The sequence below is a fragment of the Pseudomonas serboccidentalis genome, assembly GCF_028830055.1.
Classification (GTDB): Bacteria; Pseudomonadota; Gammaproteobacteria; order Pseudomonadales; family Pseudomonadaceae; genus Aquipseudomonas; species Aquipseudomonas serboccidentalis.
Window position 1 is genome coordinate 3,484,914 of sequence record NZ_CP101655.1, and the last position, 14,913, is coordinate 3,499,826.

Genomic DNA, 14,913 nt, shown 5'->3' on the forward strand with positions numbered 1-14,913 from the left:
AAGCCGCCAGAGCCGCCAGGTATGCGGCGTTGCAAACAAGCCATGTGCGCCACCACCTCCCTGTCGGAGGTGGCGCCGGAGCATTTCGAGCTGACCGAGTATTACCAGCGATACTTTCGTCTGAATGTGGTCGCCGACGAAATCCAGTTCAATTGCCAGCTCTAAGGCGAGCGCACGCTGTGCCTGTCGCTGGGCAGTGAAAAACGTTTCACTGGCGAACAGATTGCTTTGCTGTCTTTGATCCAGCCGTGGGTGCTGGGCCTGTTGCGCCAGCGCCTGCCCTACGAGATCAACGCAAGCGTGGCCCTCTCCGTCGCCCCCGCACAGGCCGACTGGCGAGTGCAGCTGGAGGCGTCGGTGCAACAACTCAAGGGCGCGCAACTGACGGCCCGGGAACTGGATGTCGGGCGTTTGATGCTCAGCGGTTGCTCCAGTAAAGAAATCGCCCGTAAGCTGTAAATCTCCGTAGAAACCGTGAAAGTCCATAAGAAACACATGTACAGCAAGCTGGGGATCAAATCCCAGCCAGAGCTGTTTTCGATTTTTCTCCAGGCGCAGAACGCCTGAAAACGCTCGGCAGACAGGAACACTGCGTGATGCAGAGTTCCTTCGAAGGAATAGAACTATGTGGCGAGGGGGCTTGCCCCCGTTCGATTGCGCAGCAGTCGCAGAAACGGTAATCGCATTCATCCAGATATGTGGCGATTACAGGTTTTGGCACTGCTTCGCAGCGCAACGGGGGCAAGCCCCCTCGCCACAGGATTTCATACCATTACCTGCCGAGATAAAAACTGAGTCCGAACCAGGGAAACCGTATGAGCCTGTCACTCCTGAGCCGCTACGCCTTCTTTGCCGTCTGCGTGATATTCACCCTCGCCAGTCTGCCCTTTCTCGAACACGACTGGCTGTGGCCGATCACCGCTGTCACTGGCGTGCTGAGCCTGCTCGGTCTGTTCGACCTGATGCAGAGCCCGCACGCGGTGCGCCGCAACTACCCGATCCTGGGCAACATCCGCTATCTGGTCGAAGGCATCCGCCCGGAGATCCGCCAGTACCTGCTGGAATCCGACAGCGACGCCCTGCCCTTCTCCCGTGCCCAGCGCTCGCTGGTCTATTCGCGAGCGAAGAACGAAACCGCCGACAAACCCTTCGGCACGCTGATCGACGTGTATCAGTCCGGCTTCGAATTCATCGGCCACTCGATGCGCCCGTCGCCGTTGAGCGACCCGAGCACTTTCCGCGTCACCGTCGGCGGCCCGCAGTGCACCCAGCCGTACTCGGCATCGGTGTTCAACATCTCGGCGATGAGCTTCGGTTCGCTCAGCGCCAACGCCATCCGTGCGCTGAACCAGGGCGCCAAGCTCGGTAACTTTGCCCACGACACCGGCGAAGGCAGCATCAGCCCGTATCACCGCGAACACGGCGGCGACCTGACGTGGGAACTGGGCAGCGGCTACTTCGGCTGCCGCACCAGCGACGGTCGTTTCGACCCGGAACGCTTCGCGACCCAGGCACAGAACCCGCAAGTGCGGATGATCGAAATCAAGATGAGCCAAGGCGCCAAACCCGGCCACGGCGGGATTCTGCCCAAGCACAAAGTCACTCAGGAAATCGCCGACACCCGCGGCATCATGATGGGCGAAGACTGCGTCTCGCCGTCACGCCACAGCGCGTTTTCCACACCGATCGAGCTGATGCATTTCATCCAGCAACTGCGTGAACTGTCCGGCGGCAAACCGGTGGGCTTCAAGTTCTGCCTCGGTCATCCGTGGGAGTTCATGGGCATCGCCAAGGCCATGCTGGAAACCGGCATCCTGCCGGACTTCATCGTGGTCGATGGCAAGGAAGGTGGCACCGGCGCCGCACCGGTAGAGTTCACCGACCACATCGGCGTACCGATGCGCGAAGGCCTGCTGTTTGTGCATAACACCCTGGTCGGCCTGAACCTGCGCGACAAGATCAAACTCGGCGCCAGCGGCAAGATCGTCAGCGCCTTCGACATCGCCAGCGTGCTGGCCATCGGCGCCGACTGGGCCAACTCGGCACGCGGCTTCATGTTCGCCATCGGTTGCATCCAGTCGCAAAGCTGCCACACCAACAAATGCCCGACCGGCGTCGCCACCCAGGACGCCCTGCGCCAACGCGCGCTCGTCGTCCCGGACAAGGCCCAGCGCGTCTACAACTTCCACCGCAACACGCTCAAGGCCTTGGCGGAAATGCTCGCTGCGGCCGGTCTTGAGCATCCCTCGCAACTGTCGGCCAAGCACCTGGTGCGCCGCATGTCGGCGACCGAGATCAAACTGTTCTCGCAGCTGCATGTGTTTCTGAAACCGGGGGAACTGCTCACCGGGGAAGTGAACGGCGAGTTCTATTCGCGGATGTGGCAGATGGCGCGGGCGGACAGTTTTGAGCCGCAGGAAGTGGCGGCGGCTTGACGCTCATTACCAACTGAGCAAGCGGTGATGCGGCGGCTCTTTCATGACGATGAAACCGTAATCGCCAATCAGATAAATCCGGTAATACAGGCTGTCCACCAACGCGGGAAAACCCTGATAGCCAACGCGCGTGGCATTGCGCCGTTCGCGTTCGGCGACCACGTTGGTGATGCCCGCTGACGGCAGGTTTTCCGCGAGCATGAAGTAATCGACGTTGAGCAGATAGTGCAGGACCGGCAGTTGCCTGAACGATCCGGTCGCGCTGACCAGCCAGCGGTCGGAGTAGCTCACCGACAGGTAAATCCGCTTGGCCTCTCGCAGCTCGCGATGCGCGGCAATGTCGTGGCTCAGGCTGAACAGCGCACTGCTGGCGAAGGTTTTCTGCAGGGTCAGCACGCGGCCATATGCAAAGGACAGCGAGAGTGTCGCCAGCAGCGGGATGATCAGCAGCCATGGTAACCGCCGGTGCCCGGACGCCAACGCCAAATAAGCCAGATAGAACAACCACAGCAGTAACACGCCGAACCCCATCAGGGTCCGCGCGCCTTCATTGAAATCACGAAACAGCAGCGTGATCCCTGGCACCAGCAAGACCAGAACCGGCAGCGTGAGCAAGCACAGCAGCAGGGTTGGCCAACGGTGCTGGCGGCACTGAATCAGTCGCACACAGCCCGCGATCGCACACAACACCAGCGCAGCAAAAACCCACGGGTAGCCGCCATGAAACAGCAGCGCGACTTTCTCCAGAACCCGAGCGAAATTGATGCCGATCTGCAACAGCGGGTTGGCGTCCTGGTTCAACAAATCCGTTCTTCGCAACCTCTCCATGAACGGGTAAGCCGTGACGCTGTAGATCAGGATGCCCAAGCCCAATTGCGCGAACTTCCAGCCCAGCATCCGCAGGATGTCCGGCCATTGCATTTTCCGGTGAACGGCCCTGAGCAGTTCCACGCAACACAGGCCGACAAACACATTGAAGCTGATCTGATAAAGACCGATCGCCAACGCCAGTAACGCCGACGGCACCAGCCAGCGCTGCACCCGTGACGCGCCCTGGAACGTGATCGCGTAGATCACCGCGACCATGCTCAGGCCCATGATCGGGCCGTCGTATTGATAGGACAGGTTTTGCAGCAGAAACGGGTTGTACCAGAGCGGCAACGGCACCAGACAACAGGCCAGCGTCGGCTCAGCGAAGTAGTGAAAGGTCAGGCGGGTCAACGCCAGGCTCATCGCCAGCGTGGTCAGCAACAGGGGCAACGGAAAGATATTCGGTGAAGCGCCGGTGAAGGTCAGCGCCTGATAAAACCAGTCGGCAAACAACCGCCCCTGCCCGGCCCAGGCATTGCCGGCGGCCAGCGTGCGCCAGTTGTCGTCGATGTAGGGAAAGTCGGCGAGGATCAGTGGCAGGACGTACAGCATCGCTGCGAGCAGGAAGAACAGTGCGACCTGCCGCTGGCTGAGCTCGCGTTCGAGAAATGTGCTCGCCCTCATATCTGCGCCTCTGTTCAGTGCTGCGCGAGATTGGAAAGTGATACAGGTTTGAGCCTTGCTGCAGGGTTTGTATCGTTCTTTCAGACCGGCGGTAAAACGTCAAAAGATCGCAGCCTGCGGCAGCGCCTACAGGGAAAACATACTTCCCATGTAGGCGCTGCCGCAGGCTGCGATCTTTTGCTTTTACGGGTTCGCGTTACAGCTTACGAAACCGAACGTACCGCACCCTGCGATTCACCGGTCGGCTGCAGCTTGAACACGTAGAACAACACCGTCAGCAGCACCAGGAACACCGGCCCTACATACAGCGCCACGCGGGTGTCCGGGAAGTACGCCATCAGGCCGACCACCAGCACCAGGAACGCCAGCGCACAGTACGAGCTGACCGGGTACAGCCACATCTTGTATTTCAGGCCGGCACGTTCGCTGGCGCTCAGGCCTTTGCGGAATTTCAGTTGCGCCAGCAGGATCATCACCCAGGTCCAGATCGCGCCGAAGGTAGCAATGGAGGTCACCCAGACGAAAACTTTCTCAGGCACCAGGTAGTTGAGCAGCACGCCGATCAGCAAGGCGAAAATCGACAGCAGCAACGCCCGACGTGGCACGCCGTTGGAGGTCTTGGCGAAACCGGCCGGGGCCTGGCCGTTCTGCGCCAGGCTGTAGAGCATGCGCCCGGTGCTGAAGATGCCACCGTTGCACGACGACAGCGCCGCCGTGATCACCACGAAGTTGATGATGCCGGCGGCGGTCTTGATCCCCAGACGCTCGAAGGTCATCACGAACGGACTGCCCTGAGTGCCGATTTCGTTCCACGGGTAGATCGACAGGATCACGAACAGCGCTCCGACATAGAACAGCAGAATGCGCCAGAACACCGAGCCGATCGCATTCGGGATGGTCTTCTGCGGGTTCTTCGCTTCACCGGCGGTCAGGCCGATCATCTCGACACCGAGGTAGGCGAACATGACCATTTGCAGGGACATCAGCACACCGGTCACGCCGTTGGGCATGAAGCCGCCGTGGGCCCACAGGTTGGAAATCCCCAGCGCCACGCCGTCGTTGCCGAAACCGAACGCGATGACACCGACGCCGCCGATGACCATGGCGATGATGGTGACGATCTTGATCAGGGCGAACCAGAATTCGAATTCACCGAAGGCTTTTACCGCGATCAGGTTGATCGACCCCATGCTGATCAGCGCCGCGAGGGCCCAGATCCAGCGCGGCACATCAGGAAACCAGACGCCCATGTACACGGCGACGGCGGTAATTTCCGCGACGCAGGTCACCAGCCACAGGAACCAGTAGTTCCAGCCGGTGAGAAAACCCGCGAGCGGGCCGAGGTAGTCCTGGGCGTAGCGGCTGAACGAACCAGCCACCGGGTTGTGCACGGCCATTTCGCCGAGGGCGCGCATGATCACCAGGATCGCCAGACCGCCGAGAATGTAGGACAGCATGATGGCCGGACCGGCCATTTCAATGGCTTTGGCCGAACCCAGGAACAGGCCGACACCGATACAGGCGCCGAGCGCCATCAGGCGAATATGCCGTTCACCGAGTTCGCGTTTGAGCGGGCCGCCGTGAGCGGTCTCGCCATGGGGCAGGTGATTGCCGACTGGCATAGGGAACAACCTCGTCTTGTTATTGGATATGACCGCCGAGTATCGAAGCCTCGACCGATAGGCCTGAGCTTCCCGACACCACGCCTGCCTCGTGGGCAAACGCGTCTGACAGGTCCCAACCTGCAAGATCAGCGGGCGTGCAGTATAAAAAGCTTGTGACAGGGCTTTTCACTCTATAAACCACAACATTCAGCGGGAACTCTCGGCATTAAGCCGGTTTACGGAGAGGCATTACCTGGGTTCCGTAGGATTTTTCCCCACTAAAAAGGCCGGCGAGTATTGCACAGCAGGGGTGCACCGTCATGCCCCTGCGTTGGTGGTATTGCGTGGGTGATGGCTCTAGCACAGCCATCCTGGCGACATTCGCCTCGTGGTGAGGGTGCCGTTGAGTCGTCGTGCTGTCCCGCTCTGTACAGCAGTTGCAGATCCAGTCCCCCGGGGCATCAAATAAACCGTATTCACAGGTTTTGGCACTGCTGCGCAGCGCAACGGGGGCAAGCCCCCTCACCACAATTTTTCACTTGTCTGCAGTGCCTTCGTAAGTTTCAGAAATTTCCTTCCATGTTTGCGGCGACGCCATGTGAAAAGGCGCTCTACCGTTAAAGCCTCTCAACGAAGGGGGCAAAGGAATGCCTGTCCAACCCAATTCCCATCTCTTGCGGGCCGGTCGATGCTCTGAAGTCGGTCGCGCTTATTTGCTGACGGCTGTCGTCCATCATCGACAACCTGTCTTTTCCGACTGGAAGTTAGGCCGGCTGCTGGTTGCCGAGTTGCGCAGGGCGCATGAGGAGCGCCAGGTGAACTCGATTGCCTGGGTTGTGATGCCGGACCATTTTCATTGGTTGATGCAGCTGGAAAGCCCCGATCTCGGAAGAGTCATGGGGTCAGTTAAATCGCGCTGCGCGCTGAAAGTTAATCAGGAAACGGGGCGACAAGGCCCGCTCTGGCAGACCGGTTACCATGACCGGGCAATTCGCGACGGCGAAGACCTGAAACCGTTCGCCCGTTACATCATTGCCAATCCGTTACGGGCCGGATTGGTGGAGCGGATTGGCGACTACCCACTCTGGGACGCCTGCTGGCTTTGATTACATCAAGACCGTGTGGCGAGGGGGCTTGCCCCCGTTCGGCGGCGAAGCCGTCGGAAAATCCAGCGGCGCAGAGTTTCCGACAGATAGCGTTCTCTGGTTTCGGTACCGCTAAACCGCTCAACGGGGTGATGCGGCATTCCAGCAAGCTCCTCACCACAAATAACCCCTCACAAAACTGTCATCGACTTCAGTTTTGTCCAGACGATTGCCCCCACACATTTTTTTCCCCATCCCCAACCACCGTCTAAGCTTCAGTCAAGTCCGATCAATCTGCGTGAATGGATCAATCGACTATGGGCGCTTTGTGGCAAACCGATTCGAGTAAAGCCGTGGTTCCGACTGAACGTGTGGATGAAGTGCCTATTCCCCCCAAAAAACGCCGCAACCGGCATGGCTGGAAGGCGTTCTGGTTATTGCTGCTGATTATCGCCATCGTGGTGGGACTGGCCGCGAGCAAGGAAATGCGCACCTCGCGCTTCCAGTCCCGTGAGCTGAGCCAATACGCCGCCTCGCTCAAATATCAGCTTGAACCCGGCCCCAGTGAAGCGATCCGCTATCCGGGCAACGGGCCGTTCGATTTGCGCCTGGGGTACAGCTCCCTCGATGAATTCCTGCCGCGCCTGCTCAAGCGCGATTACGTGATCACCGAGCAAGCCCGTTTTTCCCCGGCGTTGCTCAGCTACACCGACAAGGGCCTGTTCGTGCCCTACTCGGAAAAAATCCAGGCCGGGCTGTCGATCACCGATTGCCGCGCCGCGCCGGTGTATCAGTACAAGTACCCGCAGCAACTGTATTCGAGTTTCGCGGCGATTCCGCCGGTGGTAGTCAGCAGCCTGCTGTTCATCGAAAACCGTTTTCTGCTCGACCCCAAGCAACCGCTGGCCAACCCGGCGGTGGACTGGCCGCGCTTCGGCATGGCCGCGTGGTCGCAAGTGGCGAAGTTGCTGCACCTGCCGGGGCAGTCGGCCGGCGGCAGTACGCTGGCGACGCAACTGGAGAAGTACCGGCACTCACCTGATGGCCTGACGGTGTCCGGCGCCGAGAAGATCCGCCAGATGATTTCCGCCAGCGTGCGCGCTTATCAGCCCGGGCCGGAAACCCTCGGCGCCCGACAGAACATCATCCGCGACTACCTCAACAGCGTGCCGCTTTCCGCGGTGCCGGGCCATGGTGAAGTGCATGGCATGGCCGAAGGTTTGCGGGTCTGGTACGGCAGTGATTTCAACCAGGCCAATGAACAGCTGAACAGCCCGGCCACCGACCCGAAAACCATGGCCGACAAAGGTCTCGCCCTGCGCGAGATGCTCTCGCTGATGATCGCCCAGCGCCGCCCTTCGCATTACCTGACCAAGGGCCGCGAAGAACTCGCCGACCTCACCGACAGCCACTTGCGCCTGCTCAAGCAGAACGGCGTGATCGACAGCGCGCTGGCCGATGCCGCGCTGGCGAGCAAGGTCACCTACCGCGACTGGCAGACCCAGCCAACGATTCAGCCAATCGAAACCAACAAGGGCATCAGCGTCGCCCGCAGCCGTCTGGCGAGCATGCTCAATCGGCCGCTGTACGACCTCGACCGCCTCGACCTGTCGGCCACCAGTACCTTGCAGGGCGATCTGCAAACCCAGGCCACCGAGTACCTGAAAAAACTCGCCGACCCTGCGTTTGCCGGGCAGATCGGCCTGATCGGCGAACGCCTGCTTACCCCGACCAGCACCACCCAGGTGCGCTACAGCTTCACCCTGTTCGAGCTGACCCCGGACGGTTCGCGGGTGCGCGTGCAGACCGACAGCACCGACCAGCCGTTCGACATCAACGAGGGCAGCAAGCTGGAACTCGGTTCGACGGCGAAGATGCGCGTGCTGACCACCTACCTGCAGATCATCGCCGAGCTGCACGACAAGTACGGCGCCATGACGGTGCCGGAGCTGAAGAAAGTCGAGGTGCCGGATCAGGACCGCTTGAGCCAATGGGTGATCGACTACCTGATCCAGAACAAGGATCACGACCTGTCGAAAATGCTCGGCGCCGCGCTCGACCGCAAATACTCCGCCAGCCCCGGCGAGGCGTTTTTCACCGGTGGCGGCCTGCACGTGTTCCACAACTTTCGCAAGGAAGACAACGGCCGCATGCCGACCCTGCGCGATGCCCTGCGTGAGTCGATCAACCTGCCGTTCATTCGCCTGATGCGCGATGTGGTGCGCTACGTCACCTACTCCGGCCCCAACAGCAGCGCCGAGTTGCTCAAGGACGACCGTGACCCGCGGCGTCAGGAATACCTGGCCTCGTTCGCCGACCGCGAGGGCACCTCGTTCCTGCTCAAGTTCTGGAAGAAGTACAAGAACAAGGACACCCAGGCGCGTCTCGACACCTTCCTCGACAGCATGCGCCCGACCCCGATCCGCATGGCTGCCGTGCACCGTTATCTGCTGCCCAACGCCAGCCAGGAAGACTTCAACAGCTTCGTGCGCGCGCACCTCAAAGGCACCAAACTCACCGAAAAACTCACTAACGACCGTCTGATTCGGCTGTACGACGCCTACGGCCCGGGCACCTACGATTTGCCAGACCAAGGCTTCATCGCCAAGGTTCACCCGCTGGACCTGTGGCTGATGGGCTACCTGCTGCACAACCCGGACGCCACCTTCACTCAGATCGTCAAGGCCAGCCAGTTCGAGCGCCAGGAAGTCTACAGCTGGCTGTTCAAGAGCAAACACAAGGGCGCCCGCGACAGCCGCATCCGCACCATGCTCGAGATCGAAGCGTTCCTGGAGATTCACCAGCGCTGGCAGAAAGTCGGCTACCCGTTCGATCACCTGGTGCCATCACTGGCCACCGCCATCGGCAGCTCCGGCGACCGACCTGCGGCACTGGCCGAGCTGATCGGCACCATCCTCAACGACGGCGTGCGCATGCCGACTCTGCGCATCGACAGCCTGCACTTCGCTGCGGGCACACCGTATGAAACGCGCCTGACCAACGACCCACATGTCGGCAAACGGGTCATGCCTTCGCAGGTCGCCACGGCCATGCGCGAAGCCCTTTCGCAAGTGGTCGACTCCGGTACCGCGAAACGGGTGTCCGGCAGTTTCAAAACCGCCGACGGCACGTCGTTGGTCATGGGCGGCAAGACCGGTACCGGTGACAACCGCATTGAAGCGATCGGCTCCGGCGGACGCATCCTCAGTTCCAAGTCGATCAACCGTACCGCGACCTTTGTGTTCTACATCGGCAACAACCATTTCGGCACGCTCACCGCGTTCGTCCCGGGGCGGTCGGCAGAGAACTTCAAGTTCACTTCTGCACTGCCGGTGCAGGTGCTCAAGGGCATGGCGCCAATCCTGTCGCCGTACCTGCAACCGGGCACCCACACGCTGTGCCAACCCGCGGAGACGGTGACGGCACAGTTGTAAAAAAACGGGTGGTACTCCTGTATTTTTCACCCTTGAAATATGGGTGTTTCACCGCGTGAAGCGGCAGCGTTTCTAACGGGTTTTTGAGCTTTTTTCGGGCAAGGCGCTTACCTAGTCTGGTCGCTCCATTCTGAATCAACGGACGATCAGACCATGCCCAATTCCCCTCTGACACCGGGTCAGTCAGTGCAGACGCCTTCTGCTCCGGCCAATCAAAGTGTCCATTACGCGTTCATCAAAAAAGCCCTGCCGGCCTGGTTGCTGAAAACCTCGCCGTCACGGGTCAACGCCTTGAAGGGCGTCAAGCTGACCCTGCCCGACTGGCACCGCCAGGCTGCCGCGAGCGCCCACGCCCAACTGAAGGATGAGGTACAAAAAGCCTGGAGCGCCCAGAGCGATGTCGACCAGGCCCTGAGCGAACTGCAGGATATCCAGGGGTTTGCCAAACCCTTGCTGCAAAAGGCCTTGAAGGAGCGCTTCGGTATCGAGGATGACGTCGAACAGACCTGGTTGCGGCTGTACATGCCGGCCAACACCTCATGGTGGGCCCATGATTTTGCCTCAGGCAAACGCAGCCGCACGGTGTCCCTGCTGGAGGCCGCCCTGCACAATTTTTCCAGTGACGAAACCTTCAGTGCCGACTCCGAGTTCATCACCCGCCCCGACGCTCGCGGGCATTTCGAGGTCAAGCCGCTCAAGGCCAGGCTCAGCATCAAGCAGTTCCAGGCGTTGTGCCGCGAGCTGAATATCGGCGCCAGTTACCAGCGCCACCTGCACGAGTTCGTGCTGTCGAAGAACCGTGTGGCCAGCAATTACCTGCGCATCAAGGTCATCGAGAGTCAGAAGCAGACATTGCGCGCCGCCGCGCGCATGGCCCTGATGAAAAAGGACATCGATCAGCGCGGGTTCGATGTGATTCAGGGGATGATCGAAGACCGTGCGAAGGTGCTGTGGCAGGGGCGGGCCGTCCGTTATCACAACCTGAGCATGATGGACACAACGCTGACGGGCATCATCCTGATTGCCCCCGAACTCATCTCCGCTAACCAGCCCGTTCCGGTGATGGCCTACATCCCCCATGACCCGGAGCACCCGCTCAAGCAGTACCCGACGTCGCTGGCGTTCATGAACGAGTTGTCCCGGCAACTGCGCGACACACAATCGTCGGCGTCCTATCAGCAGTTCTTCAGCCAGTTCGTCCCCCATCAACAACGCGGTTATTTTTTTGCCCGGCTCAATGAGCGACTCAGCAAGGTGAAGTGGCAGCCGGTGCCAGCGGGCTCCAGCATGCCGACCTGGCGTGAAACGCCGGTGGATAACCCCAATCTGCAATTTCGCCTGTCGAAGATTCAGGACGATCGCGAGACCCGCTTCACCGGGGATCTGTGGAAATATTTCTATCAGCAGAAACTGAACAAGATCCTCAACGATGCTCGGGAAATCGCCATTTCCACCGAATACGCCGACCGCATGGCGCGTTGGGCCTGGTGGGACAACCTGGAAAAAATGCTCTCGGACATGCTCAATCTTGCGTTGCTGGTGGCCGTGCCGTTCGTGCCCGGACTGGGCACCTTGATGCTGGCCTACACCGCCTATCAACTGACAGACGAGGTGATCGAAGGCATCGTCGACCTTGCCGAGGGCCGACTGGCCGAAGCCGGGGAACAACTGATCGGCGTGCTGGAGAATGTGGTGCAGTTGGGCGTGTTTGCGGCGGGTACGGCGGTGGGCAACGTCGCGCTGGGCAAACTCTCGCCGTTCTTCGAAGGCTTGAAGCCGGTGCAATTGGCCGATGGCCAGACACGCCTGTGGAACCCTGACCTGAGCCCTTATCGCCAGCCGGAATCGGCGCTGACGCCGCAAAGCCGAGCCGATGCCCAAGGCTTGCATCTGCAAGGCGAAAAACGCCTGCTGCGTGTCGATGAGCAGGTGTTTGAAGTGGACAAGCACCCGGTGACCGATGAACACCGGATCCGCCACCCGAAACGTCCCGAGGCTTACTCGCCAACGCTCAAGCACAACACCCGTGGTGCCTGGGTCTGCGAAACGGAAAATCCGCGCCAGTGGCAGGGGTCGCAATTGATGCGCCGGATCGGCCATGCCACCGATGGCTTCACGGACAGGCAACTGGAGCAGGTGCGCCTGCTGACCGGCACCGACGAAGACGTGCTGCGACGCATGCACGTGGAAAATGCGCCGCCCCCGCCCCTGCTGATCGACACGCTGGAGCGTCTGGGCAGCCATCCCGCACCGACCGAAGCGGCCACCGCCAATGCGCCCGAAGTGGATCAACTGCTGGTCGACTGCCCGCAATTGAGCACGGTCCTCGCCGAGCGCGTCATTGCACAGGCCCGGCCGCTGGAGCTGCAACAAATCACCGAGCGCCGCACAATACCGTTGCGCTTGAAGACCACCGCCCGCGAGCTGCAGTTCGAGATGCAATCGGTCAGGGCCGTTCAGGGCTTACACCATGAAGCGTTGAGCAACATCGATAGCGAACGCCTGCTCCTCGGCACTTTGCGACGTCACAGCGACACCTTTGGCACACTGCGTATCGACATCCGCGAGGGCACCTTCGATGGAGAGCTGCGCTGCACGGCCGGTCCCGAGTCGGCCGAGCGGCATCGAGTGCTGGTGCGCATCGCCGACGATCGTTATCAGGTGCGCGATGGCGATGACCAGCCGGTTCACCAGGCCTGCGGTTTGTATGATGCCGTTCTCTATGCGGCAGAACACCAGGGGCGTAGCGTGCTGGGTTATCGAACCGGTGAGGTCGGGCAGTTCAAACAATGGATCATCGCCAAAACCACACCCCCCAGCGTACGGCGCAGCGTGCTGGCCGAGTCTCCCGTACGGCCGGTTGTCCAGCACGATATACAGCTGTTGCTGCGCGGCGGCGCCTTGAGCCGCGAAGGCGCCACCTTGCACGAACGTATCGGCGACCTGTATCCGCATTTCAATCAACGCGAAATCGATACCTTCGCCGATGCCCTGACCGAACAGGGTGAACCCCTCAAAGCCATCGAAACCCATGAAAACGAGTTGGCTGAATTACGCGGCATTCTCCAGCACTGGCGCAATGTGCAAACGAATCACGTGGGAAGGCGCCTCTACGCCTTCCTCGACGGCGGCGGGGACCATCTCTTCGAACGCTTGCTGGCCTGTTTCGAACGCGAAAATCAGGAGCTGGGCAACCGCGCCGATCCATCGTTCTATGCACTGGACCTTTCCCGTGAACTGCTTTCCATCAACCTGGAAACCTGGTGGGCCAAGCGTCCGGCGTTGAAGAAGTTCCTCGACAGAGTCACGGTACTCAATCTCGACAACACACGTTTTTCCATCGACGAAAACAGTCTGCTCAAGGACTTCCCGAACCTGGTGGAACTCAGCGCCAAATATTGTGAGCTGACGGCGTTGCCCGCTCGCCTCGGCACCACCCTGCGCCGCCTCGAACGCCTGCGCCTGAGCAACAACCACATCGTTCTGGACGCCGCAGCCGTCGAACGACTGCGCAGCCTGACCTACCTTGAAGTGCTGAAAATGGACGACAACCCGCTGGACCTGTCGCCCGACCTGTCGCGCATGCCCCGACTCAAAGTGGTCGCGTTGAAAAATACCGGCCTCAGCGCATGGCCCGAAGGGATTCTGGCCAAAACCAGGCCCCGGGGGTTTCTGCTCGACCTGCGGGGCAACCCGCTCACGCAATTACCCGAGGTGGTGGAAGGCTCCGATGCGCAATGGCTGGTGGCCCGCACCCGGCTGGATGTCGCCGCATTGTCGGAGCTCAATCAGATACGCTACCAGGCCCATCGCCGCGCAATGATGTTGCCACCCGAACCGATCATGCCCGTCGATCCGGCCAGAAACACCTCTATCGTCTCGACCTACGGCGCCGACTCTTGGGGCGACGTACCGGGCTGGGGCGTCGACCGGGAAACCCCGTGGTCGGAACTGGTGGATGAACCTGCCGCGCAGCCGTTCATGGCCACCCTGCTCGGTGTGCGTGACTTCGCCGACTACCGGGCCGGCGGCGCGGCCCGCGAGCAACTGATGCAACGGGTCTGGCGCATGCTTGACGCCGTGCACCACGACACCGCGTTGCGCGAAAAACTGTTCGTCATGGCCGTGGCGCCGACGGATTGCGCCGATGCCGGAGCCCAGTTGTTCAACCAGATGGGCATCAACGTGCTTGTCTCCGAGGCCTACGCCTACACCCTCGACGCGAAGGCGCTGGAGCGCCAACTGGTGACACTCGCCAAAGGTGCGGCGCGGCTCAAACATGTGAACGAAGTTGCCCGGGCGGATGTCGCCAGCCGTGACGGCGATCCCGACGTCGTCGAAGTCTACCTGGCTTACCAGACCGGACTGGCCAGGCGCCTGAACCTGCCCTGGCAATCGGAAAGCATGCTCTATCGTCGGGTGTCAGGTGTCACCGACGCGATGATCGACCAGGCTTACGACACGGTGCTGGCCCTTGGCGAAGGTGATGGCCTGGTGGACCAAATGCTTGAACAGGCGTTCTGGCAAACTCATCTGGAGCAGCGCTACCCGGTTCGCCTGGCCGCCAATAAACAGCATTATCTGAATCTGTCCGAGAAGCTGGAAACGTTACGTATCAAACAACGCGAATGGCTGGACACCACGACATCAGGGGTGTATCGCATCCAATTACGCAGCCAGCTGCGCGAACTCGCCCATGACCTGACCCTGCCGGACACCGTCGTTTTGGCTGATCAACCCCTCAGCAACGCGATCTACGAGCGAGTGGTGATTGATCTGGTCGACGATGAAAAGCAACTGTCGCGACAATTGACCCGCGAAGCCTTGAGGCGCGCCGGCCAGTAAAATCGTAAACGGACCG

General features: G+C 60.6%; 6 protein-coding genes and 1 pseudogene. 5 read left to right on the top strand and 2 right to left on the bottom strand.

What is annotated here, in order from left to right:
* Positions 1-60 precede the first annotated feature (60 nt).
* Positions 61-567 (top strand): annotated as a pseudogene (locus NN484_RS15795) (helix-turn-helix transcriptional regulator); the annotation flags it as partial.
* Positions 568-815: 248 nt separating this feature from the next.
* A complete protein-coding gene (locus NN484_RS15800; protein WP_127648261.1) occupies positions 816-2,435 on the top strand; it encodes an FMN-binding glutamate synthase family protein in 1,620 nt (539 codons plus the stop codon).
* 6 nt (positions 2,436-2,441) lie between these two features.
* On the opposite strand, the gene NN484_RS15805 is transcribed toward NN484_RS15800, so the two are convergent.
* Together NN484_RS15805 and NN484_RS15810 are read right to left on the bottom strand one after the other, a co-directional pair.
* Positions 2,442-3,929 carry a glucosyltransferase domain-containing protein gene (locus tag NN484_RS15805; protein ID WP_274657453.1) on the bottom strand — a complete coding sequence of 496 codons (1,488 nt, stop codon included), beginning with the start codon at positions 3,927-3,929 and terminating at the stop codon, positions 2,442-2,444.
* Positions 3,930-4,132: 203 nt separating this feature from the next.
* Entirely contained in the window at positions 4,133-5,551 is a 1,419-nt protein-coding gene (locus tag NN484_RS15810; RefSeq protein WP_127648253.1) for an amino acid permease, read from the bottom strand.
* A 629-nt stretch (positions 5,552-6,180) separates the two neighbouring features.
* Here NN484_RS15810 and NN484_RS15815 point away from each other — a divergent pair.
* The 3 genes from NN484_RS15815 (at position 6,181) to NN484_RS15825 (ending at position 14,897) form a co-directional block, all read left to right on the top strand.
* On the top strand, positions 6,181-6,639 hold the full coding sequence (locus NN484_RS15815) for an REP-associated tyrosine transposase (RefSeq protein WP_215502296.1): 459 nt from the start codon (positions 6,181-6,183) through the stop codon (positions 6,637-6,639).
* Positions 6,640-6,935: 296 nt separating this feature from the next.
* Positions 6,936-10,052 (top strand): transglycosylase domain-containing protein, encoded by a 3,117-nt coding sequence (locus tag NN484_RS15820; protein WP_274657454.1) that lies wholly within the window; start codon positions 6,936-6,938, stop codon positions 10,050-10,052.
* Positions 10,053-10,205: 153 nt separating this feature from the next.
* Positions 10,206-14,897 carry a dermonecrotic toxin domain-containing protein gene (locus tag NN484_RS15825; protein WP_274657455.1) on the top strand — a complete coding sequence of 1,564 codons (4,692 nt, stop codon included), beginning with the start codon at positions 10,206-10,208 and terminating at the stop codon, positions 14,895-14,897.
* Positions 14,898-14,913 lie beyond the last annotated feature (16 nt).